The following is a 25,563-nucleotide window of genomic DNA, read 5'->3' as shown; positions in this document are numbered from 1 at the left end:
GGCCGCATTATAAAAACGGCCATGAGTCAGAAATACCTCATTCGCATTGCAGAACTGGAAAGCCAGCTCCGTCAGAAAGACCAGCAACTGAGTCTGGTTGAAGAGACGGAGGCCTTCCTGCGCTCTGCACTGGCACGTGCCGAAGAAAAGATCGAAGAAGATGAACGGGAAATAGAACATCTGCGGGCTCAGATAGAAAAACTGCGCCGGATGCTGTTCGGTACCCGTTCTGAAAAACTGCGTCGTGAAGTTGAACAGGCTGAGGCCCTGCTGAAACAACGCGAACAGGACAGCGATCGTTACAGTGGGCGGGAAGACGATCCACAGGTTCCCCGCCAGTTGCGACAGTCGCGCCATCGTCGTCCGTTACCGGCACACCTTCCCCGTGAAATACACCGTCTGGAGTCTGAAGAAAGTTGTTGCCCGGAATGTGGCGGCGAGCTGGATTATCTGGGGGAAGTCAGTACTGAGCAGCTGGAACTGGTGAGCAGCGCCCTGAAAGTGATCCGCACAGAACGGGTAAAAAAAGCCTGTACAAAATGTGACTGCATCATTGAAGCACCGGCGCCGTCCCGCCCGATAGAGCGTGGTATCGCGGGCCCCGGATTACTTGCCCGCGTGTTAACGGGAAAATACTGCGAACACCTGCCACTGTATCGTCAGAGTGAAATCTTTGCCCGACAGGGTGTCGAACTGAGCCGTGCATTACTCTCCAACTGGGTTGACGCGTGCTGCCAGTTAATGATGCCGCTGAATGATGCCCTGTACCGTTATGTGATGAATACCCGCAAGCTTCACACTGACGACACACCGGTAAAGGTACTGGCACCGGGCTTGAAAAAGACGAAAACAGGGCGCATCTGGACGTATGTCCGGGATGATCGCAATGCGGGTTCGTCATCTCCTCCGGCGGTCTGGTTCGCGTACTCACCGAACCGGCAGGGGAAACACCCGGAGCAACACCTCCGCCCCTTCCGGGGTATCCTGCAGGCGGATGCGTTCACAGGTTATGACAGGCTGTTCAGTGCAGAACGTGAAGGTGGTGCGCTGACAGAAGTTGCGTGCTGGGCCCATGCCCGGAGAAAAATCCACGATGTATACATCAGCAGCAAAAGTGCGACGGCAGAAGAAGCCCTGAAGCGAATCAGTGAACTGTACGCCATCGAGGATGAAATACGGGGATTACCAGAGTCAGAGCGTCTTGCAGTCAGACAGCAGCGAAGCAAAGCGTTACTGACGTCGCTGCATGAATGGATGGTGGAGAAGAATGGCACGCTGTCGAAAAAATCCAGACTGGGCGAAGCGTTCAGCTATGTACTGAATCAGTGGGACGCCCTCTGTTATTACAGTGATGACGGACTGGCGGAGACGGACAATAACACAGCGGAAAGAGCGCTTCGTGCAGTCTGTCTTGGAAAGAAAAATTACGTGTTCTTCGGTAGCGATCACGGTGGCGAGCGTGGTGCACTGCTATACGGGCTGATCGGCACCTGCCGTCTGAACGGTATCGATCCGGAAGCGTATCTGCGCCATATTCTGAGCGTACTGCCGGAATGGCCCTCCAACCGTGTTGACGAACTCCTGCCATGGAACGTGGTTCTCACCAATAAATAAGCGTCAATACGGTGCTCCGTTGACGCTTACAATAATGTAACAGTGGTCGTTATACTTTATAGAAATGGGTGTCATGGTGTCACAGGTGTCATTCATTACAGTATCTTGTTTGTATTTTTCTTTAATAATCAGCGTGTTTCCCGCTATGACACCTAATGACACCTTTCCAACATAACGCCGTCATGGTGACATTAGGTGTCATCGCCATCTGCTGCCAAAAAAGTCAAGGTACTTCCGAGGGGGGTACAGCCTGCGGGGGCATTGGTCCCGCGTAATTCGCGTTGTGCGTGCCCCTACAAAACTCACTTTATGATTACGTCAAGTAAATCAATCATTTATGTGAATCCTATCAAAGCACTGGAACCATACTTGCGAGATTGCAAAATAAAGCGAACACGTTTTACACACGCTGAATTGTAAAGATGTGTAAATATCGATTACGCCGGATTATGCCTGGTTATTTGCAAGTATTCATGGTTATAAGTTACTGATTTTAAATTAAAAAGCTCACATTGTGGCTATTGTGTTCGGCCTGGTTACTGTATATCTTTAAGTCATTCCAGACGATTTATTGCACAACAACCGGAGCATTTTTAATGAACGTTTTATCTCAACTTATCAACGACGCGTTGAACCACCAGGGCGGCCACATTCGCACTGATGGCAACGGTGACATTACTCAATTCATCCCTGTGGAACCTGCAGCAGTTCGCTACCTGTCCATGAATGACGTGCTGACCCCGAAAGGCGGCAAGCAGACCACCTTCAACGCTGTTCTGGCTGAACGTTCACTGGTGGCACAGGCAGGCGCTGAAATCATCCGCATCCCTGGCCCGATGACCACGCCTCCGACTGGCAACACCGGCGCAACGACTGGCCGCGAAGTGGCTGACCGCTTCGTTGTCGTTCGCCCTGGTGCGTTCGCCAAAGTGGCTGACGGCGAAGAAATCACCATGAGCGGCCTGCCTTACCTGGTATCAGCGTTCAACCACAACAACGCACCGGCTTACGGCGTGGGCTACACCCTTAGCCGCAAGCAGATGAAACACGACTTCGCAGACGATACCACGCTGGAAGTGGTCAACACCGCCATTGAACGCGGAATTGCTGACCTGGCTGATTTCGTACTGCTGAACCACCTGGAAACCGCAGCGGAAACGCTGGCCAGCCCGTCATTCACCGCAGTGGCGCAGAAGATTGCAGCCAAAAACCTGCGCTTTGATGAAGTTAAAGCCATTGTTGGCGGTGATTGCACCGGCCTGGAACTGCAAGACGGCGTTCTGCGTGCCTACGGTGTACGCGCTGAAATCAGCGGCCAGACTTCCAGCACAATCATTGGCGCTTTCGGCAATGCAGCCGTTGCCCTGGATGATGAAATCCGCGTCACCGCCCGCCGCGTGCTGAATGGTGCCGTTGAAATCGTTGTGTGGGTGAACGCATCCGCACTGGTGCCTGACTCAACTATGTTCTGGAAGGCTTGATCATGTGGTGGGGCAGCAAAAAAGCGGCAGCGGAGCGCGCTGCCCTGCCGGGTGAAATCCTGGCAGCTATCGAAGGTGTGGCCATGTATGTGCGCCACGGTGATGAAAACACACCGCGCATCGTAGTGCAGCCGGTTGGCTGGTCAGGATTCATCTACAGCGATGACGCTGCTGAAAAATGGATTCGCAAGGCTTACCCGGAGCTTAAGCAGTACCAGATTGAACGCGCCGTGAATTACCTCGCTTCCCTGGTGCGCAGTCACTACCGCGAGCAGCGCCCGAAACAGAAGCGCGAAAGCTGGATGAACAGGTACTAAGCCATGAAACGACAAGAAACACGCCAGCACGTAACGGTACGCCTCGCCCCTGACCTGGTGCGCCAGGTCGAAAGAGAGCAAGCCAAACTGGAACGCAGAACAGGCATCCGCCCTTCACGCAGCCAGGTGATTGAAAAGTTTCTGAGTAGCGGGCTGAACGGCAAATAATGGCCAAGAATACAGGTTTCACCGGTTCCCTGTGCCCCAAATAACCGGCCAAATTTAACCTTCATCGTTCCTCAGACGATGGATGCTGGAACCAGGTTGGTGGTCATCCTGGACGGTCAAAACCACCACTAATTCCACACCGGTTGCGCCGCACCTGTCACCTAAAAGCGCGCACTCACTTAATCATCAACAACTATTGTTAGCGGCCAATACTATGAAAAAACATGACCTGTACGAATCAATGAAAGAAGAAGCGCGTTTGATCCTTAGCGAAACAAAGCGTTTCCAAACCATTTCAGAGAAAAACCCTATCAGCTACGAAGCAGCCGACCTGCTGGCAAGCCTTCGCAACCGTTTAAACGCATTCGAACACATGACCGATGAAGCGGGCCGCATCATGCGTGACGAAGCGGAAAGCCACGCATCCGCCCTGGGACGCACGAAGTGGCAACCATCCAGCCGCATCAGTTCCGGTGAACGGGCCAAACGCCAGGCGGTGAAGCGCGGCGCTATCCTGGTACGGAGTGCATAAGGGGGCACCATGCTGGACCGTATTCACACAAAACCGGAAGGAACAAACCCCTGGCCTGAACTGGTGGATATGGTCCTGCCAAAAGTTCTGGCGTGCAACACAGCGGAGGAAATGCAGAAACAGCGAGACTACCGCACCGAATGCGCCCTGCAACTGGCCGCTGCCGCCTTGCGGGCAATCGGTGAACACACCCTTGCAGAAAATTTACTTAATTAATTCCTTGAGAGCACAATTATTATGGCCAACAAGAAGTTAAATGCAACAATCACGATTGGTGGGGCCGTTTCCGGCAGCCTTCGTGGTGCATTTGGAACTGTAAAGAAAAATACCGTCGAGATTGGTAGCGCAATCTCTAAGCTGTCGCGCGAACAGCGCCAGTTAAATGAAGCAATGAAGCGTTATGGCCAGGATAGCGCGATATTCTCCCGCATGAAGGACCGCTATCAAACGGTTGTCGGGCAGGTTGAACGCCTTCGTTCTGCCACCGAACGCCTGAAACGCGTGGAGGATGCCCGCGAACGCAACCTGGCGAAGCGTCAAGGCTACAAAGAAGGAATCCTGGGGACTGTCGCACTTGGCGCAACGGTAGCTGTACCGATCAAACAGGCTATGGATTTTGAAGATACGCTGGCAGATATCCGCAAGGTTGCCAACTTCGAAACCCCTGACGGCCTGGTTAAGATGGGCCAGGCTATCCAGGATATGTCAACCAAAATGCCGATGGCAGCCAACGAAATCGGCAAGATTGTTGCCGCTGGTGCTCAATCAGGCATCGCCACCAGCGAACTAACCAAGTTTGCTGAATCGGCCATCAAAATGGGTGTGGCTTTTGACGTCAGCGCCGACCAGGCAGGCCAGGCAATGGCAGAGATGCGCGCCGCCTTCGGGATGACGCAGGACCAGATGAACGTTCTGGCCGACAAGATCAACTACCTGGGCAACAACACCGCCGCATCAGCCAAAGACATCCTGGAAATCACGCAGCGCATCGGGCCACTTGGCAGCGTCGCTGGTGCAGCTTCCGGTTCTATCGCTGCGATGGGTGCAACGCTGCGCGGTATGGGCGTGCAGAATGAGATTGCGGCCACCGGTATTAAAAACCTGCTGCTATCCCTGACCGCTGGCGCATCCGCCACGAAGTCACAGCGTGAAGCGTTTAAACAGCTTGGCTTCACATCCAAGCAGGTTGCAAAATCAATGCAACTGAACGCCGATGAAACAATCCGCGTCATCCTGTCCAAGATCAGCAAGCTGCCAAAACACATGCAGGCGGCAACGCTTTCGCAACTGTTTGGTAAGGAATCGATTGGCGCTATCGCACCAATGCTGACACAGCTTGATACGTACCAAAAGAATCTGGATATGGTCAAAGACAAGACCAAATATGCCGGTTCTATGCAGGCTGAATATGAGGCAGCCACCGCCAAAACGTCGGCGCAGCTTAAGATTTTCAACAACCGTGTGTCTAACCTGGGCGTCACGATCGGCACAGTGCTGCTGCCAGCATTCAACGGCGTTCTGGCTACCGTTGGCCCGGTTATCGGCAAGGTTGCCGAACTGGCGCGCGAATACCCTACCGTGACCAAAGCAGTGGTTATTGGTTCCAGTGCACTGGTGGCACTGCGTGTGGCGACGTTCGCCGCTGGCTTTGCGTTCACGTTCCTGAAAGGCGGATTGCTGAACGTGTCCAGCCTGTTTGCCCGCATGAACGCATCCGCCGTTCTGGCCAGCACTCGTGGCCTGCCTGCGGTGGCTACCGGCGTGCGCGCCATCGGTGCGGCGTTCATTTCCACCGGCATTGGTGCCCTGATTACCGGCCTGGCGCTTGGCGGCCTGTGGATTTACCGCAATTGGGCTGGCGTCAAAGCGTTCATGACCGGCACGTTGCAGGGCATCCAGCAAGGATTGCAGCCAGTAACGGAGAAATTCCAGGCGCTGTGGGATAAGTTAGGACCAGTCAAAACCGCTTTCCAGTGGGTTGCTGACGCTGCTGGCAAGGCGTGGGATTGGTTCACCAAACTGGCCGAACCGGTGAGCTACAGCGGCGAAGAACTGAAAAAGGCCGGTGACGCTGGCCAGCAGTTCGGCAAGGCGCTGGCCGCAGGCATTGATTTTGTGCTGGGGCCGATTCAGTTCCTGATTGATAAGATCATTTGGGTTTCTGACAACATTGGCAACCTGACCAACAAGGCACTGGAGTTTAAAAACGCCGTGTCTGATGTTGCTGGTGGTGCGTGGCAGAAAACCAAAGATTTCTTTACCGCACCATTCCGCGACGATGTACAGCAGCCAGCAGCAACCACTGCCTCTGGTGCTGCCCTGCCGTCACCTGCACTGGCCAACCGCTCTGGTGGCACTACGGTGCATAGCAACGACCAGTACCACATCAGCGTGAAGGCAGAACCTGGTATGAATGAAGATGCATTAGCCCGGAAGGTGATACAGCAACTACGACAGCAACAAGCAGTAAGGCAGCGAAGCATGATGATAGATGGCGCGCAAACACCATAAGGGTTGTCAGTACGGTTGCAACAAAAAGTAAAGGGGCTGAAATAGCCCCTTTAATTTCATGCCGTTACAGCTTGACTTTAGTTCATGCCGTATTTTTTCAATTTTTTACGCAGCGTACCACGGTTGATGCCCATCATCAGCGCAGCACGGGTCTGGTTACCACGGGTGTATTGCATCACCATGTCCAACAGGGGCTGTTCTACTTCAGCCAGTACCAGCTCATAGAGGTCATTCACATCCTGACCGTTCAGTTGAGCAAAATAGTTCTTCAGTGCCTGTTTAACCGAGTCACGCAGGGGTTTTTGGGTTACCTGATCCTGAGAGTTAACGGTAGAAACGGTCAGTACGTCAGAATTTACGCGTTGTTCGAACATAGTTCTGTCAGCTCTTTATTTCTGTTTACGCAAAATTTTCGAAGTATGCCTCCAACGCCTCCAGCTGTTCGCTGGCATCCTCAATGGCGTTGAATGTGCGCCGAAACTGGTCATTTGGAGCGTGTTCCTGGAGATACCAGGAAACGTGTTTACGTGCAATTCGGTACCCTTTTGCCGGACCATAAAAGTCATGCAGTTCCCGAACGTGCGCGCAAAGCAAGCGCTTAACCTCTGCCAAAGGCAGCGGGGGCAGCAACTCCCCAGTGTCCAGATAATGCTGGATTTCCCGAAAGATCCAGGGTCTTCCCTGAGCTGCGCGGCCTATCATCAGGGCATCCGCCCCTGTATAGTCGAGCACAGCTCTGGCTTTAAGCGGGTCAGTAATGTCGCCATTCGCGATAACCGGAATGGAAACTTTCTGCTTAACTGCCCGAATACTGTCGTACTCAGCTTCTCCATTGAACAAACAGGCGCGTGTTCGGCCATGAATGGTCAGAGCCTGAATGCCACAGTCTTCAGCCAGTTGGGCAATCTCTTCGCAGTTACGGTGTTCCGGCGCCCAGCCGGTGCGAATCTTCAGGGTAACAGGAACGTCCACTGCATTGACGACCTCGGTAAGGATCGATTTAACGACATCCGGGTACTGCAAGAGGGCTGAACCTGCGAGCTTGCGATTCACTTTTTTAGCCGGGCAACCCATATTGATATCAATAATCTGGGCACCGCTTTCCACGTTAATACGTGCTGCATCTGCCATTTCTTTCGGATCGCTACCAGCAATTTGCACGGTGCGAATACCGGGTTCATCAATGTGCACCATCCGTAAACGAGATTTGTCGCTTTCCCAAACCTGTGGGTTAGAAGACATCATCTCGGATACTGTCAATCCGGCTCCCATCTCGTAGCACAACGTCCGAAAAGGTCTGTCTGTAATGCCAGCCATGGGCGCTGCGATCAGGCGATTTCTGAGCTGATATTGTCCGATGCGCATGAGTTAAGAAATGACCATACTGTGACTGCAAGGCGGCGTATATTACGCATTTTTTGCACGAGATGAAAGGCCAAACTTTGACCAATCCTCTGAGATGGATCAAAGAATTGCATTTAAAATGAGCTTGGCGCGATAATTACTCATAAAAATCATCATATTAGAAAATAGTGACTAAAATTTACACTCCAAGAAATTTGAGTAAGTTCTCAATTTTTCTTTATGAATGAAAATTTTGGCACGCAAATCTGCGTAAATAATCGGCAAATTAACGTGCCTTTTGTGATATTGCTCGCACTTCGCTCTGCATCACTATACGGTGATGCGAAAGTTAATTCTTACGACCGGTAATGCGGCACCACTCTTCTTTTTCCACGACCGGGTCCAGAGCGAAGCTGTCGGCATAAGCTTCACAAACGCTCTCTGCCTGGCTTGCCAGAATACCGGAAAGGCCCAGCAAGCCACCTGAAACCGGCAGGACGCTGATTAACGGTGCCAGTTCACGTAATGGGCCTGCAAGGATGTTAGCGACCACCACGTCGGCTTTCATTTCTTCTGGCTGATCTTTAGGTAGGTAGAGTTCCAGACGGTCAGAAACGCCATTACGTTCGGCGTTGTCGCGGCTGGCCTGAATCGCCTGCGGATCAATATCAATACCAATGGCTTTTGCTGCACCCAGTTTCAGCGCCGCGATAGCCAGAATGCCGGAACCGCAGCCAAAGTCGATGACTGTTTTACCGGTTAAATCGAGGCTGTCGAGCCATTGCAGGCACAGAGAGGTGGTTGGATGAGTCCCTGTACCAAACGCCAGCCCTGGGTCTAACATCACGTTAACGGCGTTTTCGTCCGGCACATCACGCCAGCTTGGGCAGATCCACAGTCGTTCACCAAAGCGCATCGGGTGGAAATTATCCATCCATTCGCGCTCCCAGTCTTTATCTTCCAGTTGTTCGATTTTGTGCGCGAAGCCTGCGCCGAGCAGCGGATGATTCTCCAGAATCGCCACCACGTCGTTCATATCGGTTTCAGCATCGAACAGACCAATCACATCGGTGTCGCCCCACAGGCGCGTTTCGCCCGGAAGCGGCTCAAATACAGGCGTATCGTGGGTATCCTGAAAAGTGATAGAAACGGCACCCGCTTCCATCAGCGCATCGCTAAGTTCTTCAGCATTCGCGCCGGTAGTGTTCAGTTTCAGTTGGATCCAAGGCATGGCAAAACTCTTTATTTATCAGTAGTCAAAACGGTAGCTTGCGGGACGGATGTACCGAAACGGTTTCCGACCAGGAAAGCCAGCAAACTTAGTAGTAACGAGGGCACGATAGGGTGGAAGCCCAGGTACTGAATATTCAGCGTCGCGAGTACGGCATACAGTACGCCGCCAACGATCATCGCACTTAGCGCGCCTTTGGCGTTGGCGCGTTCCCAGTAAAGACCCAGCACCAGCGGCCACAGGAAAACGGCTTCCAGCCCACCGAAGGCCAGCAAATTCAGCCAGATGATCATTTCTGGTGGCTTCCAGGCGGCAAGCAGCAGCAACGCACCGAGAACCAACGTGATCACCGCCGACATCCGCTTCAGACGCGTCTCGTTTTGCATTTGATCCGGACGGATATTCAGATAGAGATCTTTAATGATCGTAGCGGAACTTTGCAGCAACTGGGCATTGATCGTCGACATGATCGCAGCCATAGGTGCAGCCAGGAAGATCCCGGCAGCAAACGGTGGCAGCACTTTTACCATCAACGTCGGGATCACCAGGTCCGGTACGGTGAGATCGGGGATCACCGCCCGACCTAACGCTCCGGCCAGGTGCATACCGAACATCAGGATTGCGACCACAATCGTACCGATGATGATCCCCCGATGTACGGCTTTGCTGTCTTTATAAGAGATACAGCGCACCGCAGTATGCGGCAGGCCAATCACGCCAAAACACACCAGCACCCAGAACGACGTCATAAACGCAGGTGACAGAATATCGTCAGCGCCTTGTGGCGTAACCAGTTGCGGATCGATGGTTTGCAGCGTCTCTACTGCATTGCTTAAGCCGCCAGCAGCATGGACTACGCCAATAAGCAGCACAATGGTGCCAATCAGCATCACCAACCCTTGCATGGTGTCGTTCAGCACGCTGGCGCGAAAGCCGCCAAAGGCGGTGTAGAGCGCAATGCTGATGCCAAAAATCAGCAAACCTGTTTCATAAGGGATACCCGCCGCGGTTTCCAGCAGGCGCGCACCGCCGATAAACTGCACGGTCATCGCACCAACGAACGCAACCAGCAAACTCAAACTCGCCAGCCACACCAGCAGGCGACTCTGGTAGCGGGCAAACAGCATATCGTTCAGCGTCACCGCATTGTAGCGGCGCGCGAGAATCGCGAACTTCTTGCCGAGAATACCGAGCGAAAGCCAGACCGCAGGTAGCTGAATCATTGCCAGCAATACCCAACCCAGGCCGTATTTATAAGCAGCTCCTGGCCCGCCGATAAACGAACTGGCACTGATATAGGTCGCGGTGAGCGTCATCGCCAGCACAATACCGCCCATAGAGCGGCTACCGAGGAAATACTCATTAAGGAAGGTGCCGGTGCTCCGTTTACGCATCGCATAAACAGAGATACCGAACACCACCACCAGATAGGCGACCAGCGGTAGAATCACTTCAAGCTGCATCGTCATCCTCCAGCGGGATATCGCGATAGATAAATTTCACCATCGCCCAGCACAGTCCAATAAACAGCAGCGGCGTCAGGATGCAAGCCATCTCAAACCAGCGTGGAAAGCCGGTAAAACCGGGGGTAACGCCAGGTAAGTAAGCGGCTACTAACCATACCGCCAGATAAAAAAGGGTCAGCCCCAGCGCCCAGCGCGCCTCTTTATGGGCCTGAACAAAACGAGTGTCCACGGAAGGGGTCCTCCTCATGGGGGGATACGAGAAACGGGCAATTCTACGGCAACTCTTCAGGCAGGGAAAATAATCTGACAGAAAATTGCCGTTCAGTGCTGCCGCAAAAAGTCTTCAATGTCAGTCAGTGAGGATACCCCTTCCATCGGACCTTGTCGCATTACGGCGAGCGCGCCGCTGGCATTTGCATATTGCAGCGCCTTGTGTGCCGGGATACCGGATAAGAAAAGAGTGACAAACGTTGCGCCAAAGCAGTCGCCTGCACCCGTTGGATCGATTATTTCGATATCGTGGCCTGCAACATGCTGGGCGTGTAATGTTCCGTTTTTAAGCTTGTAATAGCTGGCCCCACGCTGGGCGCGTTTTATCGCCACATGTTTTACGCCGCCGTGGAGAAGATCGCTAACAATCTGTTCTTCTGACAGATTTTTGTGACGCGCGAAGAAAGGGAGTTCGCTTTCGCTGGGGATAAAAATATCCGTATATTCAATCAAATAATCGAGAGCCTGCGCCATTTCAGGAATACTCAGCATCTCTTTGCGAATATTGGGATCGAAAGAAACGGTGCCGCCAGCCGATTTGATCGTCGTTATTGCTTTACGCATGACATCGATCATGCGAAATGAGAACAATGATGAGCCCACAATATGCAGATGGTTACACTGTTTTAGCAGATCCTTATCAATGTGCTCGGCAGTAAACAAACCGCAGGCGCTGTTAGGGATATTAAAGACGAAATCCCGCTGCTGGGGATTTTGATAACTCACGAATGCCGTACCTGTTACGGCATTGTTCATAACATGGATCCCATCGGTAATGACACCTTCATGACGGAGGCGCTCTATAATGAGTCGGCCAAAATCATCATTACCAACACATCCGAAGAAGATGGCCCGATGGGACAGTTTTGCCACCTGAGCAGCAAAAATTGCTGGTGCACCGCTGGGAAATGGCCCGATAAACTCCCCAGGCTGAGTGAATTTTTGATGTGGGTTGCGGGACAAAAACTCGGCCAGCAATTCGCCCATAGCGCAGATAGTTATTGTCACAAAACCCCTCTCATTCCTGAAGCCTTTCGCGATTGGACCAGGTAAAGCACTCATTACTGGTATAAAGGATAACGAAATCAGCCGACTGCAATTGTTGCTGATATTGTTCGTTAATGCTGCGGCTGACGATCACATTTTCTGCCTGATGCAAATGTCCAATGGCAGCCGTTGATGGCGCAGGATCGGCGGCAACGATAACAGTCTTATTCTGGGCATGATCGAAACAGAGCTGCCAGGCAGCGGCAAGTCTGGGAACGTTGATATTTAAAGTACCATCAGCATCCAGATGGCTGATTTCCAGAATGCTGTGTGTAATGGTGAAATGCTGAAGTGCCTGTTCGAGCGGTTTTCCGGCCAGTGCGGTGTCGGGGCGCAGCATTTCACTGCCAGCCAGTATTATTTCGCCATCAATAAACTGATTTGCCAGCAGCGCATGTTCGGGATCGTTGGTGATCAGACGCAGTTTTTTCACTTCGCTGAGCAATGGAATGATCTTACGGCAGATTGTCCCATGTCCAAGAAATAGCGTGTCACGATCGCGAATTAACCGTGCGCAATGTCGTGCTATTTCCATTTGTTGTGCCAGAGACAATGGCGCGATCGGTTGTATCGCTTCTGGTTCAGAGGAGAGGGGGGTCGCAATAGCACCGCCAAATGATCGCTTTAAATATCCCTGTTGCTCCAGATAACTGAGATCGCCGCGGATCGTCACGCCAGAGACACCAAGTTGCGCAGATAAGTCATCAACTTTGATTTCACCCTGGGCGGCAACAATTTCTGCAATTTTTAATCTGCGTTTCAGTAGGTTAGACGATTTTCTCGGCACGTTAACACTCTTCATTGGCCTTTAATGCGTAACACTATAGCCCCTTGTATTTTTCTTTGAAAGTTATCCTTCAATAATATCGACAATTCGAAAAGGAAATCATGGGCCAGAAATCGCAACGAAAATAGCTTAATGCATTGAAAAATAGATGAATTAATTCATATTTATGCAGAGGTGTTATTGGTTTCACTTGCAAAGTGAAAAACAAATTAAGTTATTTTTTGTAAGTTATTTTGATGATATTCGACATGCATCACGCTTTTTACCGCTTTTGCTGTGCTAGTTTGCTTTCAAAATGAAAGTGAAGATTCTCTTTCTTCATTTTGTAAGGTGAACGACAAATATCAGGAGCTGCGATGTACATCATTTCAAGCAAAAACATGCTGAGAAAAGCCCAGTCAGAGGGATATGCCGTCCCTGCTTTCAACATTCATAACCTTGAAACTTTACAGGTAGTTGTTGAGAGCGCTGCACAACTTCGCTCTCCCGTTATGCTGGCGGGAACACCGGGTACTTATCGTTATGGCGGCGTGGGAAGTTTGATTTCGTTAGTACAATCGCTGGCTCGCGAGTACAACCTACCGTTAGTCCTGCATCTCGATCATCATGAAGAGTGTGATGACATTTTTAACAAGGTCCGCGCAGGGATCCGTTCTGTCATGATTGATGGTTCCCATTTGCCATTTGAAGACAACATTGCGCGAGTGCAAGAAGTTACCGCCTTTTGCCATTGCTTTGATGTTAGCGTTGAGGCCGAGCTAGGGCGTCTTGGCGGTCAGGAGGACGATCTGCTGGTGGATGAAAAAGATTCAGCTTATACCTCACCAGCCGCAGCTGCAGAGTTTGTTCAACGTACCCAAATTGACTCTCTGGCGGTAGCAATAGGCACTGCACATGGTTTATATGCGCATGAACCACGTCTGGATTTTGTGCGGCTGGAACAAATTCGCCAGCTGGTAGAAATTCCGCTGGTGTTGCATGGAGCTTCAGGTCTATCGGAACAGGACGTTCAGCTCTGTATTCGCCACGGTATTTGTAAAGTAAATGTCGCGACAGAATTGAAAATTGCGTTTGCCGATGCATTAAAAGGATATTTCTACAACAATCCAGCGGCAAATGATCCTCGTCATTATATGCAGCCGGCAAAGGCCGCCATGAAGGAAGTTGTAACCCGCATTATTGGCGTCTGTGGCAGTGAAGGAAAAATTTAAGACGTTGTACCCTACAAAAACAATGAGGATTGTTTATGAAAAATATTAAATTACTTGGTTCCGCTATGATGGTGAGCCTGGCATTGTTCTCGCAAAGTTCATTGGCAAAAGAGTATAAAATTGGAGCTTCATTATTAACACAGCAACACCCTTTTTATATCGACCTCGCAAATGCAATGAAAGAAGAGGCGAAAAAAGACAATGTCAATTTAAGTGTCTCTATTGCCAATCAGGATTTAAACAAACAGCTTTCTGATGTTGAGGATTTTATTACTAAAAAGGTAGATGCCATTATTATCTCTCCGGTCGATTCGAAAGGTGTCCAGGCAGCGATAATTAAAGCCGATAAGGCTGGTATTCCCGTTATCACCGTTGACGTTGCCGCGGAAGGCGTTCCGGTCGTATCGCATGTTGCGACCGATAATTACGCGGGAGGCGTTGAAGCTGGTAAGTTAATGGGCAAACTTTTGAATGGTAAAGGTACTGTAGCCATTATTTCTTATCCTGCACTACAATCGGTGGTTGCACGCGTTGATGGCTTTAAGAAAGGATTAAGCGATACGCCGGATATTAAAATTGTTGCTGAACAGCCGGGTATAACGCGGGCTGAAGCGTTAACGACTGCGCAAAACATTATGCAGGCCAACGCCAACCTGAATGGTCTGTTTGGCTTTGGTGATGATGCGGCGCTGGCGGCGGTTATAGCGGCGAAATCTGCGCATAACGACAACATCAAAATCATTGGTTTTGATGGTATGAAAGAAGCGCGAGATGCCGTTGATAGTGAAAAAACGTTTGCGGCCGTGATTCGGCAATATCCCGATCAAATGGGTGCTAAAGCCATTGATGCCGCTGTTGATCACCTCAATGGTAAACCGGTAGAGAAAATGATCCCGGTACAACCCGGCGTTTATACAGGTAAATAATAAACATCTTCATTTCACAACAAAACGTTATCGACGTTTTGTTGTGACACCGAGGTCATTATGACGGATGTTATTCTTGATGTTTCGCATATTGCGAAGACATTTGGTCATGTTCAGGCATTAAAAGATATTACACTCTCTTTACGTAAAGGGCGGGTACATACTTTATTAGGTGAGAATGGTGCCGGTAAATCGACATTAATGAAAATATTGGCCGGTGTTTATCCGCCAACCCAGGGAACAATAAAACTACGTGGTGAAACTATCACAATTAATAATCCGCAGCATTCACGTCAGTTAGGGATTGCTATTATTTTTCAGGAACTGAGCCTGAGTAATAATATGACAGTGGCGGAAAATATTTATGCCAATAATGAACCGCGACGTTTTGGCATTATTAACGATAAAAAAATGCTCGCAGATTGCCAGAATCTCCTCGCGGAACTGGGCATCCCACTGGATCCGCTGGAAATGGTCGGCAATATGTCGATGGCACATAGGCAACTGGTAGAAATTGCCAAAGCCTTAAGCTATGCAGCAGATGTCGTGATTATGGATGAACCGACATCTTCGCTAAGTGATAATGAAGCAGAGATTCTGTTTAACATTATTGAGAAATTAAAGCAGCGAGGTTGTGCGGTTATTTATATCTCTCATCGCATGGATGAAATTATGCGGATTTCAGATGATATTTCGGTGATCCGCGACGGTGAGTATATCGCTACGCATGAAAAGAAAAACAGTGATATCCAGCATTTGATTGCCCAAATGGTTGGTCGGGAAATGAAAAATATTTGGCCAGCACGTCTTGGGGAAAAGCCGGATGAAAATGTTCCTGCAAAACTGGAAGTAAAAAACCTTTCCCATCCTTCGCTTTTTAAAGAGGTCAGTTTCGCTGTGCGTCCGGGGGAAGTCCTCGGATTTTTTGGCCTGGTGGGGGCCGGGCGTTCCGATGTGATGAAGGCGCTATTTGGCCTCGTTTCGTATCACGGGACTGTGTTGATTGATGGTAAGGAAGTCAGGATCGCTAATCCCAAACAGGCTATTGATCATGGCATTGCTTTTGTGACCGAAAACCGCAAGGAAGAAGGGTTAGTGCTGATGCACGACGTCAATATGAACACGCACCATGTGGCGTTTCAATATAACGCTTCGCGGATGGGACTCATCAATCACCGACAAGAAGAGGCGAAGACGCTGCAATCTATTGCCAGAATGAACACTAAAGTGAGTTCTGTACATCAGGCAGTGGGAGCGCTGAGCGGCGGTAATCAACAGAAAATCGTGTTATCCAAGTGGCTGGAGAAAACTCCGCGTATTTTATTGCTCGATGAGCCAACGCGCGGAGTGGATGTCGGCGCAAAATTTGAAATCTATAACGTGATACGTCAACTGGCTGCGGCAGGGACAGCAATTATTCTGGTGTCCTCTGAACTGCCAGAGGTCATGGCACTTAGCGATCGTCTGGTGGTAATGCGTAATAAAACGATTGCCGATATTTATTCATGTGAAAATTTAACGCAGACACAGGTAATGACCGCTGCAACAGGAGTACGTTAAATGACAGAGAAAACTCTTGCCAGTCCGAAACCTTCGGAAATTCCCATTGCAAATAATTTTAAAAAAGTCTTCAGGCAATATGGCGGTATCCTCAGTGGAATGGTGGTGTTAATCATTCTGTTCAGTCTTATTAATGACAGTTTTTTTACTGCCAATAACATTACTAATATTATTCTTCAGGTTTCGATAATTGCAATTACCGCCTATGGAATGACTTATGTACTTTTGCTTGGCGATATTGATTTATCAGTCGGTTCAACCATTGCATTGATTGGCACATTTGCTGCGCTTGGGGCTTCATGGGGAATTCCATTTATTTTATTGGTCCCATTATCCATTATTGCAGCCCTGGCTCTGGGGATGATAAATGGTGGCTTGACGGCTATAGCGGGTATCCCTTCGTTTATTGTCACCGTTGCTACAATGGGGATCTTCCGTGGTATCGCTTATATAGTGACCGATGGTATGCCCATCATGATTAAAGATGATGCCTTTCTGGCGCTGGGGAATGGAGAATTTCTCTATATACCTATTCCTATCTGGATATTAATCATCTTATTGCTGATTAACCACTTCATTCTTACTAAAACAACCTTTGGACGAAAAATTTATATCACTGGTGGTAATAAAGAAGCGGCAGTTTATTCAGGGATAAATGTCACCCGCTTGAAAATTAAAGTCTTTATGATTACTGCAGTGCTGGCAGGTATCAGCGGGATGATCCTCGCCTCACGCCTCTATTCCGGGCAACCGAATTCCGCGTTGAGCTACGAACTGGATGCTATTGCCGCGGCTGTACTGGGAGGCACCAGCCTGAACGGCGGCTATGGAACGGTGGTGGGGACGGTAATCGGGGCATTAACCATCGGCGTTATTAATAATGGCATGAACTTAATGAACGTTCCCTATTTCTATCAGATGGTGGTTAAAGGATTAGTCATTCTTGTAGCCGTTTATTTTGACGTAAGAAATAAAAGAAAACGTAGCTAATCATTTCAAGGAATTAATTATATGAGTAAGGTCTTCACAATTGGAGAAATTCTGGTTGAAATTATGGCGAGTAAAATCGGCCAGCCATTTGATCAACCAGGTATCTGGAACGGCCCTTATCCCAGTGGTGCGCCCGCTATTTTTATCGACCAGGTGACACGTCTTGGTGTTCCGTGCGGCATCATTAGCTGTGTGGGGAATGATGGCTTTGGTGATATTAATATACATCGTCTGGCTGCTGATGGTGTGGATATCAGGGGGATTTCAGTCTTACCTCTGGAAGCCACCGGGAGTGCCTTTGTTACTTATCATAACTCTGGCGATCGCGATTTTATTTTTAATATCAAGAATGCCGCTTGCGGTAAATTATCGGCGCAGCATGTTGATGAAAATATACTGAAAGACTGTACCCATTTTCATATTATGGGCTCATCCCTGTTTTCATTTCATATGGTAGACGCAGTAAAAAAAGCAGTAACCATCGTTAAAGCAAATGGTGGCGTTATTTCTTTCGACCCGAATATTCGTAAAGAGATGCTCGATATTCCAGAAATGCGTGACGCCCTCCACTTTGTTCTTGAGTTAACAGATATCTATATGCCCAGCGAGGGAGAAGTGTTGCTCTTGTCGCCACACTCGACACCGGAGCGTGCAATCGCTGGTTTTCTTGAAGAAGGTGTTAAAGAGGTGATTGTGAAGCGCGGCAATCAAGGTGCCAGTTACTACTCCGCGAATGAGCAGTTTCATGTTGAGAGCTATCCGGTGGAAGAAGTTGACCCGACCGGTGCGGGAGACTGCTTTGGTGGCGCGTGGATTGCCTGCCGCCAGCTAGGGTTTGACGCCCATCGGGCATTACAATATGCCAACGCCTGCGGTGCACTGGCGGTAACCCGACGTGGCCCAATGGAGGGAACGTCTCGCCTTGCGGAAATCGAAGCGTTCATCCAGCGCCATGACATGTCCATTCGGGAAGCAGCACAATGAAAAACGAAATTTGGTCGTGGATTGGCGATCTCTCGCAGGTTGCCGGAATTAAACACTATGAGTTACGCAGTGGCAGATCAAAGGGGACAGAAGCGTTTGATGTCCGTACTGGTGCGGGATTGGCATTTACGGTGGTAAAAGATCGCGCGCTGGATATTGCATGGGCCAGCTACAAGGACACTGCGCTCTCTTTTATCACCCCCAACGGCATTGTCGCCCCCGCTTTTTTTGAGTCTCAGGGCAACGGGTTTTTACGTAGCTTCTACGCGGGGTTACTGACTACCTGCGGACTTAGCTACATTGGCACGCCCTGTGAGGATAACGGAGAAACGCTGGGGTTACACGGGCGTTTGGCTGCGACTCCAGCAGAAGAGGTGGGGTATCGCACAGAACGGACCGACGACGGCATTGAATTTGTCATCAATGGCAAAGTACGGGAAACACGATTGTTCGGTGAAAATCTGACGCTGGAAAGGACCATTCGCTGCCGTTATGGCGAAAATGTGCTGCGCATTGAAGACAAGGTGACTAATCATGGTTTCACCCGCCAGCCGCTGCAAATTCTTTATCACTTTAATTACGGCTGGCCTTTATTATCGCCACAGGCAGAAATCTTGCTGTCGGCTAAAAGCGTAACGCCACGAACCCCGCATGCGGCGGAAGGGTTAACCAGTCATCTGGAGATTTGTACCCCACAGCCCAGTTTTGACGAGCAGGTTTACTATCTCACGTTGAATAGCGACAGTCAGGGGATGAGTAAAGTTGCGCTGGTGAACGCCGAACTGGGGTGGGGAATTTACGAGAAATTCGACACCATGCAGCTACCCAACTTTATCCAGTGGAAAAATTTAGGCGCGGGTGAATATGTTATGGGGCTGGAGGTCAGCAATAGTTTTCCTGACGGTCGTGATAAAGAACGAGCGCAGGGGCGTCTGCCCTTTATAGAGCCAGGGGAAACAAAGACATACTGCTTTGAGCTGGGAATTGTTGATGGCGATGCTGAAATTAGCGCGTTGAAAGCGGAAATTGCAAGCTACCGTTAGCTAACGGCAATAAAAACGCCGGGCAGCGTTAACAGGCCCGGCGTTGATTACGTTCTTTGCTAAGCGCGATGAAAACACCGCGCGTCACAAATTATTTTTCCTGAAGACCGAGTTTTTTCTCCAGATAGTGGATGTTAGTGCCACCATGCTGGAAGTTCTCGTCATTCATGATGCGGATCTGCAGATCAACGTTGGTTTTGATACCGTCGATGATCAGCTCCTGCAGCGCATTCTTCATGCGGGCAATCGCCACGTCACGGTTTTCACCGTAGCAAATCAGCTTACCGATCATTGAGTCATAGTACGGTGGTACGGTGTAGCCCGCGTAGATATGAGACTCCCAACGCACGCCAAAACCGCCAGGTGCATGGAAACGGGTGATTTTGCCCGGGCTTGGCAGGAAGGTGTTAGGATCCTCGGCGTTAATACGGCATTCCACCGCATGGCCGCGAACGTGAACTTCTTCTTGCTTGATCGACAGCGGTTGACCAGCAGCAATACGCAGTTGTTCTTTGATCAGGTCAACACCGGTGATCATTTCAGTAACCGGGTGTTCTACCTGAATACGGGTGTTCATTTCGATGAAATAGAACTCGCCGTTTTCGAACAGAAACTCGAAAGTACCTGCACCGCGATAGCCGATATCAACACACGCTTTAGCACAACGTTCACCGATGTAGCGACGCAGTTCCGGGGTAATGCCCGGTGCTGGCGCTTCTTCGACCACTTTCTGGTGACGACGCTGCATAGAGCAGTCACGTTCCGCCAGATAGATAGCGTTGCCCTGACCGTCCGCCAGTACCTGGATCTCGACGTGGCGAGGATTTTCCAGGTATTTCTCCATGTAAACCATGTCGTTATTGAAAGCGGCTTTCGCTTCCGCACGGGTCATGGAGATGGATTGCGCCAGTTCAGCGTCGCCGCGTACTACACGCATACCACGACCGCCGCCGCCGCCGGAGGCTTTGATAATCACCGGGTAACCAATGCGTTTTGCAATGGCGCGGTTTTTATCCATATCGTCGCCCAGCGGGCCGTCAGAACCTGGTACGCAAGGAACGCCCGCTTTTTTCATCGCCGCGATTGCTGATACTTTATCGCCCATCAGGCGAATGGTTTCGGCTTTCGGGCCGATGAAGATAAAGCCGGAGCGTTCAACCTGCTCGGCAAAATTGGCGTTCTCGGAGAGGAAGCCGTAACCCGGATGGATTGCTACTGCGCCGGTGATTTCAGCGGCGCTGATGATTGCCGGGATGTTCAGATAACTTTTTACTGACGGAGCAGGGCCGATACAGACCGTTTCGTCTGCCAGTAATACGTGTTTTAGATCGCGATCCGCACTGGAGTGCACAGCGACAGTCTTGATGCCCAGTTCTTTACAGGCACGAAGAATACGCAATGCAATCTCGCCGCGGTTGGCAATAACAATTTTATCCAGCATGTTCGCCTCGTTACTCGATGACGACCAGCGGCTCGTCAAATTCTACCGGTTGTCCACTTTCGACCAGAATTGCTTTCACGGTACCGGATTTGTCCGCTTCGATCTGGTTCATCATTTTCATGGCTTCAACGATGCACAGGGTATCGCCCACGTTGACTTTCTGACCCACTTCGATGAACGCTTTTGCGTCCGGGCTTGGGGTGCGGTAGAAAGTACCAACCATCGGGGAACGTACGATGTGACCACTGATTTCCGCTGCTGCTGGCGCTTCCATGGAAGGAACGGTCGCCGGAGCGGCTGCGTTAGATTGAGCTGGCTGCTGCATCATTGGTGCAGCGTAAGCTTGTTGCATCACAGGGAAACTTGCGGCAGGAGCTGCACGGCTGATGCGTACTGACTCTTCGCCTTCGGAGATTTCCAGTTCGGAGATGCCTGATTCTTCAACCAGCTCGATCAGTTTTTTAATCTTACGAATATCCATGAGTGGGTTCCGTACTCTTTGTTTAGTGTGATTGTGACAGGCGTTTCACCGCCGTCTGTAAAGCGTATGCCCCGACAGCTGTATGCATAGCGATAAATTCCAGCAGGCCGGGACGCCGGTCTATTTTGCCCCAGAGTGTCAATGTTTAGACTTGACGGACATTGTGCAGCGATCTGCTGCTATCCTCCGGCAAAAAACAAAATATACCTTCGTTGCGCCAATGTCACCTTTTCCGCAGCGCAAAAACTGCGTCAGGGAGGACGAGGTCGCACATTATAACGATTTCGTAGCAATTGGCAGCTAAATACTGGTCTTATCAGGGAAGATAATCAACAGCTAACATGTAAATAACCTTCAACACCGTGTAATTTGCAACAAGCCGCACAATTCACGAAATTAGCGCTATCGTCGACGGAACTTCTTATAACGTAAGGCTAAAAGCTGTAAAGCCAGCTCTGCGAAGATGAGGGGCTGCAATGAGATGATCCTCACAGACCACAAATAATGTAGGGTTGCCAGGATCGCGACAAGATAGACGACATTACGCAGCGGTTGCTGGGGATTACTCAATTTTCACGGCATCGTCCGGATAGACGTCAATGCTAAAGCACGCAAAATCAACAAACTGACAATGCTCAGCATCAAATAGTTTTGAGTGGTTAATTTATAATCAAATAAAATCAGATTATTCACCCCTGGGATCAGAGTTAAGGTACAGATTAAGCGTAGCGTCACCCAGGCAAAGCGCCTTAAACCTAACAGACGACGGGACGTATCAATAATGACTATTTAGTGGAGTATCAAGGGTGTTTTCCACCGTTTGGTGACCCGTATCAATGCGCATCAATTTATGGTCAGTCGAAATCATGACTTTCCAGTTTGGATTATGTTGTACAACTTTCTGACCAAGGTGTTCGACGAAAGCTGTCCGGCTAACCGCTTTTCCCGTTAATCGATTGAATAATGATTTCAAAATGAGTTCCCTCTCTTATTAATCCTTGCTAAATGGTTAATTAATCTTCACCAGCGTGCGACCCTGGATCTGGTTATTAATGATGGCTTCGGCAAACTTTGGTGCTTCTGCCAGAGATATCTCTTTTGCTGCCTGGGTATAGAATGATTCCGGTAAATCGGCGACCAGTCGCTGCCAGGCTTGTGCGCGGCGTGCTGGTGGCGTCATCACTGAATCCACCCCTTGTAAACGGACATTACGCAGAATAAATGGCATGACCGTTGTTGGCAGAGTAAAACCACCCGCCAGACCACAAGCTGCCACGCAGCCTCCGTAATTCATTTGCGCCAGCACTTTCGCCAGCACTTTGTCGCCAACGGTGTCAATTGCCCCAGCCCAGAGTTGTTTTTCCAGAGGACGGGATTCGGCAAACTCATCGCGAGGGAGAATACGGCTGGCACCTAAACTTTTCAGATATTCATGGGTACTTTCGCGACCGGAAACGGCAACGACCTGATAACCCAACTTATGCAGCAGCGCCACGGCGGTACTGCCGACGCCACCACTGGCACCCGTTACGACAATCTCGCCGTCCTGCGGGCGAACACCGGCATCTTCCAGCGCCATCACACACAGCATGGCGGTAAAACCGGCAGTACCGATAATCATTGCTTTACGCGCGTCCAGCCCTTGCGGCATGGCAACCAGCCAGTCACCTTTCACTCGCGCCTGCTCCGCCAGCCCACCCCAGTGGTTTTCACCAACGCCCCAGCCAGTGAGTAATACGTCCTGACCGGCATGAAAACGCGGATCTTCGCTGGTGCGTACAGTTCCGGCAAAATCGATCCCAGGAATCATCGGAAAATTACGGATGATTTTTCCCTTACCGGTAATTGCCAGCGCATCTTTGTAGTTCAGGCTCGACCAGTGAACATCAACCGTGACATCGCCCTCCGGCAGGCGACTTTCGTCCAGAGTCTGTACCGATGCGAGAGTTTTGCCGTCCTGCTGTTCTAAAAGTAACGCCTGCATAAGTGGTCCTCATGTGCATGATGGATTGGAAAATAATTTCTGAAGACTATACTCGCTAATGGAAAAGCAAAGCCGATGAAGCGCAATAAATTGCGAGATAAATCTGATTTGCTAGTATGCCCGCTTCCTCACTATCGGAGTTAACACAAGGATGAGATTAACGACGAAATTTTCGGCCTTTGTTACGCTGCTCACCGGGTTAACAATTTTTGTGACTTTGTTGGGCTGTTCGCTAAGTTTCTACAACGCCATTCAGTATAAGTTTAGTCATCGCGTTCAGGCGGTGGCGACGGCGATTGATACCCACCTTGTGTCGAATGACTTCAGCGCATTAAGGCCACAAATTACCGAATTAATGATGTCAGCAGATATCGTTCGTGTAGACCTGCTACATGGTGATAAACAGGTTTATACCCTCGCCAGAAATGGTAGTTATCGTCCGGTTGGCACCAGCGATCTGTTTCGCGAACTGAGCGTTCCGTTGATAAAGCATCCGGGGATGTCGCTGCGTCTGGTTTATCAGGATCCGATGGGCAACTATTTCCATTCGTTGATGACCACCGCGCCGCTCACGGGGGCGATTGGCTTTATCATTCTTATGCTCTTCCTGGCGGTACGCTGGTTACAACGGCAACTTGCCGGGCAAGAATTGCTGGAAACCCGGGCTACTCGTATCTTAAACGGTGAGCGTGGCTCTAATGTGTTGGGAACCATCTATGAATGGCCGCCCAGAACCAGCAGTGCGCTGGATACGCTGCTTCGTGAAATTCAGAACGCACGCGAACAACACAGCCGTCTTGATACGCTGATCCGCTCTTATGCCGCCCAGGACATGAAAACCGGCCTCAATAACCGACTCTTCTTCGATAATCAGTTGGCAACGTTACTGGAAGATCAGGAGAAAGTAGGTACCCACGGGATCGTGATGATGATTCGTCTACCGGATTTCAATATGTTGAGCGATACCTGGGGGCACAGCCAGGTTGAAGAACAGTTCTTCACTCTGACGAATCTGCTGTCGACATTTATGATGCGCTACCCTGGCGCACTGCTGGCGCGTTACCACCGCAGTGATTTTGCTGCGCTGTTGCCGCACCGGACGTTAAAAGAGGCTGAGAGCATAGCCAGTCAGTTAATCAAAGCCGTCGATACCTTGCCGAACAATAAAATGCTCGATCGCGACGATATGATCCACATTGGTATCTGTGCCTGGCGTAGTGGTCAGGATACCGAGCAGGTAATGGAACATGCAGAGTCTGCCACGCGTAATGCGGGATTGCAGGGCGGCAATAGCTGGGCTATTTACGATGACTCGTTGCCTGAAAAAGGACGCGGTAATGTTCGCTGGCGTACGCTTATCGAGCAAATGCTCAGTCGCGGCGGCCCGCGCCTTTATCAAAAACCGGCGGTTACTCGCGAAGGTCAGGTTCATCATCGAGAACTCATGTGCCGCATCTTCGATGGTAATGAAGAGGTTAGCTCGGCGGAGTATATGCCGATGGTCTTGCAGTTTGGCTTATCGGAAGAGTATGACCGCCTGCAAATCAGCCGTCTGATTCCACTATTGCGTTACTGGCCGGAGGAAAATCTGGCGATTCAGGTTACCGTTGAGTCGCTGATTCGCCCGCGTTTTCAGCGTTGGCTGCGCGATACGTTAATGCAATGTGAAAGATCGCAACGAAAACGCATAATTATTGAACTTGCAGAGGCCGATGTAGGTCAACATATCAGTCGTTTACAACCTGTTATTCGTTTAGTGAATGCTTTAGGGGTACGGGTAGCCGTCAACCAGGCTGGTTTGACGCTGGTAAGCACCAGTTGGATCAAAGAACTTAATGTTGAGTTACTCAAGCTCCATCCGGGGCTGGTCAGAAACATTGAGAAGCGAACGGAGAATCAGCTGCTGGTTCAAAGCCTGGTGGAAGCCTGCTCCGGGACCAGCACCCAGGTTTACGCCACCGGCGTGCGTTCGCGAAGCGAGTGGCAGACCCTGATTCAGCGCGGTGTTACAGGTGGGCAAGGGGATTTTTTCGCGTCCTCACAGCCACTTGATACTAACGTGAAAAAATATTCACAAAGATACTCGGTTTAACCTGCCGTTTAATCCGTTTTCACGTAGAATAACGCGCGCTGCGTCTCATGGGAGTGTGCTTGTCTGCTCGCCAGATTGTTGCA

The 25,563-nt window shown here is 50.2% G+C and carries 25 protein-coding genes and 1 pseudogene; 14 read left to right on the top strand and 12 right to left on the bottom strand.

What is annotated here, in order from left to right; all coding sequences use genetic code 11:
* Positions 1 to 21: 21 nt before the first annotated feature.
* From tnpC to QUE34_RS19870, 7 genes are all read left to right on the top strand, one after another.
* Positions 22 to 1,614, top strand: a complete 1,593-nt coding sequence (gene tnpC, locus QUE34_RS19900) for an IS66 family transposase (protein WP_000080223.1) — start codon at positions 22 to 24, stop codon at positions 1,612 to 1,614.
* A 596-nt stretch (positions 1,615 to 2,210) separates the two neighbouring features.
* Positions 2,211 to 3,095 (top strand): hypothetical protein, encoded by an 885-nt coding sequence (locus QUE34_RS19895; protein ID WP_001101855.1) that lies wholly within the window; start codon positions 2,211 to 2,213, stop codon positions 3,093 to 3,095.
* A 2-nt stretch (positions 3,096 to 3,097) separates the two neighbouring features.
* Positions 3,098 to 3,412, top strand: coding sequence for a hypothetical protein (locus tag QUE34_RS19890; protein ID WP_000270230.1), 315 nt, complete (start codon positions 3,098 to 3,100; stop codon positions 3,410 to 3,412).
* 3 nt (positions 3,413 to 3,415) lie between these two features.
* Positions 3,416 to 3,580, top strand: a complete 165-nt coding sequence (locus tag QUE34_RS19885) for a hypothetical protein (RefSeq protein ID WP_000828579.1) — start codon at positions 3,416 to 3,418, stop codon at positions 3,578 to 3,580.
* A gap of 82 nt (positions 3,581 to 3,662) precedes the next feature.
* The gene (locus QUE34_RS19880) at positions 3,663 to 4,112 is read left to right on the top strand and encodes a hypothetical protein (protein WP_000892848.1); all 450 of its coding nucleotides are present in this window, start codon (positions 3,663 to 3,665) and stop codon (positions 4,110 to 4,112) included.
* A gap of 9 nt (positions 4,113 to 4,121) precedes the next feature.
* Positions 4,122 to 4,328, top strand: a complete 207-nt coding sequence (locus QUE34_RS19875; protein ID WP_000887032.1) for a hypothetical protein — start codon at positions 4,122 to 4,124, stop codon at positions 4,326 to 4,328.
* A gap of 21 nt (positions 4,329 to 4,349) precedes the next feature.
* Positions 4,350 to 6,623, top strand: a complete 2,274-nt coding sequence (locus QUE34_RS19870; RefSeq protein WP_053897538.1) for a phage tail tape measure protein — start codon at positions 4,350 to 4,352, stop codon at positions 6,621 to 6,623.
* A 77-nt stretch (positions 6,624 to 6,700) separates the two neighbouring features.
* Here QUE34_RS19870 and fis read toward each other — a convergent pair whose 3' ends face one another.
* The 7 genes from fis to QUE34_RS19835 form a co-directional block, all read right to left on the bottom strand.
* Positions 6,701 to 6,997: a DNA-binding transcriptional regulator Fis gene (gene fis, locus QUE34_RS19865; protein ID WP_000462905.1), complete on the bottom strand. Its 297-nt coding sequence runs from the start codon at positions 6,995 to 6,997 to the stop codon at positions 6,701 to 6,703.
* A 25-nt stretch (positions 6,998 to 7,022) separates the two neighbouring features.
* Positions 7,023 to 7,988 (bottom strand): tRNA dihydrouridine synthase DusB, encoded by a 966-nt coding sequence (gene dusB / locus QUE34_RS19860; protein WP_001219652.1) that lies wholly within the window; start codon positions 7,986 to 7,988, stop codon positions 7,023 to 7,025.
* Positions 7,989 to 8,316: 328 nt separating this feature from the next.
* Positions 8,317 to 9,198: a 50S ribosomal protein L11 methyltransferase gene (prmA, locus tag QUE34_RS19855; protein WP_032303866.1), complete on the bottom strand. Its 882-nt coding sequence runs from the start codon at positions 9,196 to 9,198 to the stop codon at positions 8,317 to 8,319.
* 11 nt (positions 9,199 to 9,209) lie between these two features.
* Positions 9,210 to 10,661 carry a sodium/pantothenate symporter gene (gene panF, locus QUE34_RS19850; protein ID WP_001175714.1) on the bottom strand — a complete coding sequence of 484 codons (1,452 nt, stop codon included), beginning with the start codon at positions 10,659 to 10,661 and terminating at the stop codon, positions 9,210 to 9,212.
* Positions 10,651 to 10,893 (bottom strand): YhdT family protein, encoded by a 243-nt coding sequence (locus tag QUE34_RS19845; RefSeq protein ID WP_032303865.1) that lies wholly within the window; start codon positions 10,891 to 10,893, stop codon positions 10,651 to 10,653. Before QUE34_RS19845 ends, panF begins: the two co-directional genes overlap by 11 nt.
* A gap of 92 nt (positions 10,894 to 10,985) precedes the next feature.
* Entirely contained in the window at positions 10,986 to 11,921 is a 936-nt protein-coding gene (locus QUE34_RS19840) for a sugar kinase (protein WP_032303864.1), read from the bottom strand.
* A gap of 31 nt (positions 11,922 to 11,952) precedes the next feature.
* Positions 11,953 to 12,783, bottom strand: coding sequence for a DeoR/GlpR family DNA-binding transcription regulator (locus tag QUE34_RS19835; protein ID WP_000843960.1), 831 nt, complete (start codon positions 12,781 to 12,783; stop codon positions 11,953 to 11,955).
* Between the two features lie 341 nt (positions 12,784 to 13,124).
* On the opposite strand from QUE34_RS19835, the gene QUE34_RS19830 reads away from it, so the two are divergent.
* The 6 genes from QUE34_RS19830 to QUE34_RS19805 are packed head-to-tail and all read left to right on the top strand — an operon-like array spanning position 13,125 to position 19,482.
* Positions 13,125 to 13,979, top strand: a complete 855-nt coding sequence (locus QUE34_RS19830; protein WP_032303863.1) for a tagatose bisphosphate family class II aldolase — start codon at positions 13,125 to 13,127, stop codon at positions 13,977 to 13,979.
* Between the two features lie 35 nt (positions 13,980 to 14,014).
* Positions 14,015 to 14,905: a substrate-binding domain-containing protein gene (locus QUE34_RS19825; RefSeq protein ID WP_039021318.1), complete on the top strand. Its 891-nt coding sequence runs from the start codon at positions 14,015 to 14,017 to the stop codon at positions 14,903 to 14,905.
* A 60-nt stretch (positions 14,906 to 14,965) separates the two neighbouring features.
* Positions 14,966 to 16,465: a sugar ABC transporter ATP-binding protein gene (locus QUE34_RS19820; RefSeq protein WP_032185214.1), complete on the top strand. Its 1,500-nt coding sequence runs from the start codon at positions 14,966 to 14,968 to the stop codon at positions 16,463 to 16,465.
* On the top strand, positions 16,466 to 17,455 hold the full coding sequence (locus tag QUE34_RS19815; protein ID WP_032303859.1) for an ABC transporter permease: 990 nt from the start codon (positions 16,466 to 16,468) through the stop codon (positions 17,453 to 17,455).
* Positions 17,456 to 17,476: 21 nt separating this feature from the next.
* Positions 17,477 to 18,439 (top strand): sugar kinase, encoded by a 963-nt coding sequence (locus QUE34_RS19810; RefSeq protein WP_000048610.1) that lies wholly within the window; start codon positions 17,477 to 17,479, stop codon positions 18,437 to 18,439.
* A complete protein-coding gene (locus QUE34_RS19805; RefSeq protein ID WP_032303857.1) occupies positions 18,436 to 19,482 on the top strand; it encodes an aldose 1-epimerase family protein in 1,047 nt (348 codons plus the stop codon). Before QUE34_RS19810 ends, QUE34_RS19805 begins: the two co-directional genes overlap by 4 nt.
* A 91-nt stretch (positions 19,483 to 19,573) precedes the next feature.
* Here QUE34_RS19805 and accC read toward each other — a convergent pair whose 3' ends face one another.
* From accC to acuI, 5 genes and pseudogenes are all read right to left on the bottom strand, one after another.
* Entirely contained in the window at positions 19,574 to 20,923 is a 1,350-nt protein-coding gene (accC, locus tag QUE34_RS19800) for an acetyl-CoA carboxylase biotin carboxylase subunit (RefSeq protein WP_000884634.1), read from the bottom strand.
* Positions 20,924 to 20,933: 10 nt separating this feature from the next.
* Complete coding sequence (gene accB / locus QUE34_RS19795) at positions 20,934 to 21,404, bottom strand: acetyl-CoA carboxylase biotin carboxyl carrier protein (protein WP_000354622.1); 471 nt, start codon at positions 21,402 to 21,404, stop codon at positions 20,934 to 20,936.
* A 402-nt stretch (positions 21,405 to 21,806) separates the two neighbouring features.
* Positions 21,807 to 22,175, bottom strand: a pseudogene (locus tag QUE34_RS19790) (cytochrome b family protein); the annotation flags it as partial.
* Positions 22,176 to 22,179: 4 nt separating this feature from the next.
* The gene (locus tag QUE34_RS19785; protein WP_105268619.1) at positions 22,180 to 22,377 is read right to left on the bottom strand and encodes a hypothetical protein; all 198 of its coding nucleotides are present in this window, start codon (positions 22,375 to 22,377) and stop codon (positions 22,180 to 22,182) included.
* A 36-nt stretch (positions 22,378 to 22,413) separates the two neighbouring features.
* Complete coding sequence (gene acuI / locus QUE34_RS19780) at positions 22,414 to 23,388, bottom strand: acrylyl-CoA reductase (NADPH) (RefSeq protein WP_001148459.1); 975 nt, start codon at positions 23,386 to 23,388, stop codon at positions 22,414 to 22,416.
* Positions 23,389 to 23,539: 151 nt separating this feature from the next.
* On the opposite strand from acuI, the gene csrD reads away from it, so the two are divergent.
* A complete protein-coding gene (gene csrD / locus QUE34_RS19775) occupies positions 23,540 to 25,480 on the top strand; it encodes an RNase E specificity factor CsrD (protein WP_001241406.1) in 1,941 nt (646 codons plus the stop codon).
* Positions 25,481 to 25,563: the final 83 nt, after the last annotated feature.

This window comes from Escherichia sp. KS167_9B (genome assembly GCF_030295215.1).
Classification (GTDB): Bacteria; Pseudomonadota; Gammaproteobacteria; order Enterobacterales; family Enterobacteriaceae; genus Escherichia; species Escherichia coli_F.
This window is presented reverse-complemented; position numbering and strand designations above follow the sequence as displayed.

Coding starts and splice junctions, on each gene's coding strand:
- accC (WP_000884634.1), bottom strand. CDS start 20,923: ATGCTGGATAAAATTGTTATTGCCAACCGCGGCGAGATTGCATTGCGT.
- csrD (WP_001241406.1), top strand. CDS start 23,540: ATGAGATTAACGACGAAATTTTCGGCCTTTGTTACGCTGCTCACCGGG.
- tnpC (WP_000080223.1), top strand. CDS start 22: ATGAGTCAGAAATACCTCATTCGCATTGCAGAACTGGAAAGCCAGCTC.
- QUE34_RS19825 (WP_039021318.1), top strand. CDS start 14,015: ATGAAAAATATTAAATTACTTGGTTCCGCTATGATGGTGAGCCTGGCA.
- QUE34_RS19885 (WP_000828579.1), top strand. CDS start 3,416: ATGAAACGACAAGAAACACGCCAGCACGTAACGGTACGCCTCGCCCCT.
- QUE34_RS19815 (WP_032303859.1), top strand. CDS start 16,466: ATGACAGAGAAAACTCTTGCCAGTCCGAAACCTTCGGAAATTCCCATT.
- fis (WP_000462905.1), bottom strand. CDS start 6,997: ATGTTCGAACAACGCGTAAATTCTGACGTACTGACCGTTTCTACCGTT.
- QUE34_RS19875 (WP_000887032.1), top strand. CDS start 4,122: ATGCTGGACCGTATTCACACAAAACCGGAAGGAACAAACCCCTGGCCT.
- QUE34_RS19820 (WP_032185214.1), top strand. CDS start 14,966: ATGACGGATGTTATTCTTGATGTTTCGCATATTGCGAAGACATTTGGT.
- acuI (WP_001148459.1), bottom strand. CDS start 23,388: ATGCAGGCGTTACTTTTAGAACAGCAGGACGGCAAAACTCTCGCATCG.
- QUE34_RS19805 (WP_032303857.1), top strand. CDS start 18,436: ATGAAAAACGAAATTTGGTCGTGGATTGGCGATCTCTCGCAGGTTGCC.
- QUE34_RS19895 (WP_001101855.1), top strand. CDS start 2,211: ATGAACGTTTTATCTCAACTTATCAACGACGCGTTGAACCACCAGGGC.
- QUE34_RS19890 (WP_000270230.1), top strand. CDS start 3,098: ATGTGGTGGGGCAGCAAAAAAGCGGCAGCGGAGCGCGCTGCCCTGCCG.
- QUE34_RS19880 (WP_000892848.1), top strand. CDS start 3,663: ATGCTGGAACCAGGTTGGTGGTCATCCTGGACGGTCAAAACCACCACT.
- prmA (WP_032303866.1), bottom strand. CDS start 9,198: ATGCCTTGGATCCAACTGAAACTGAACACTACCGGCGCGAATGCTGAA.
- QUE34_RS19830 (WP_032303863.1), top strand. CDS start 13,125: ATGTACATCATTTCAAGCAAAAACATGCTGAGAAAAGCCCAGTCAGAG.
- QUE34_RS19810 (WP_000048610.1), top strand. CDS start 17,477: ATGAGTAAGGTCTTCACAATTGGAGAAATTCTGGTTGAAATTATGGCG.
- panF (WP_001175714.1), bottom strand. CDS start 10,661: ATGCAGCTTGAAGTGATTCTACCGCTGGTCGCCTATCTGGTGGTGGTG.
- QUE34_RS19870 (WP_053897538.1), top strand. CDS start 4,350: ATGGCCAACAAGAAGTTAAATGCAACAATCACGATTGGTGGGGCCGTT.
- accB (WP_000354622.1), bottom strand. CDS start 21,404: ATGGATATTCGTAAGATTAAAAAACTGATCGAGCTGGTTGAAGAATCA.
- dusB (WP_001219652.1), bottom strand. CDS start 7,988: ATGCGCATCGGACAATATCAGCTCAGAAATCGCCTGATCGCAGCGCCC.
- QUE34_RS19840 (WP_032303864.1), bottom strand. CDS start 11,921: ATGGGCGAATTGCTGGCCGAGTTTTTGTCCCGCAACCCACATCAAAAA.
- QUE34_RS19835 (WP_000843960.1), bottom strand. CDS start 12,783: ATGAAGAGTGTTAACGTGCCGAGAAAATCGTCTAACCTACTGAAACGC.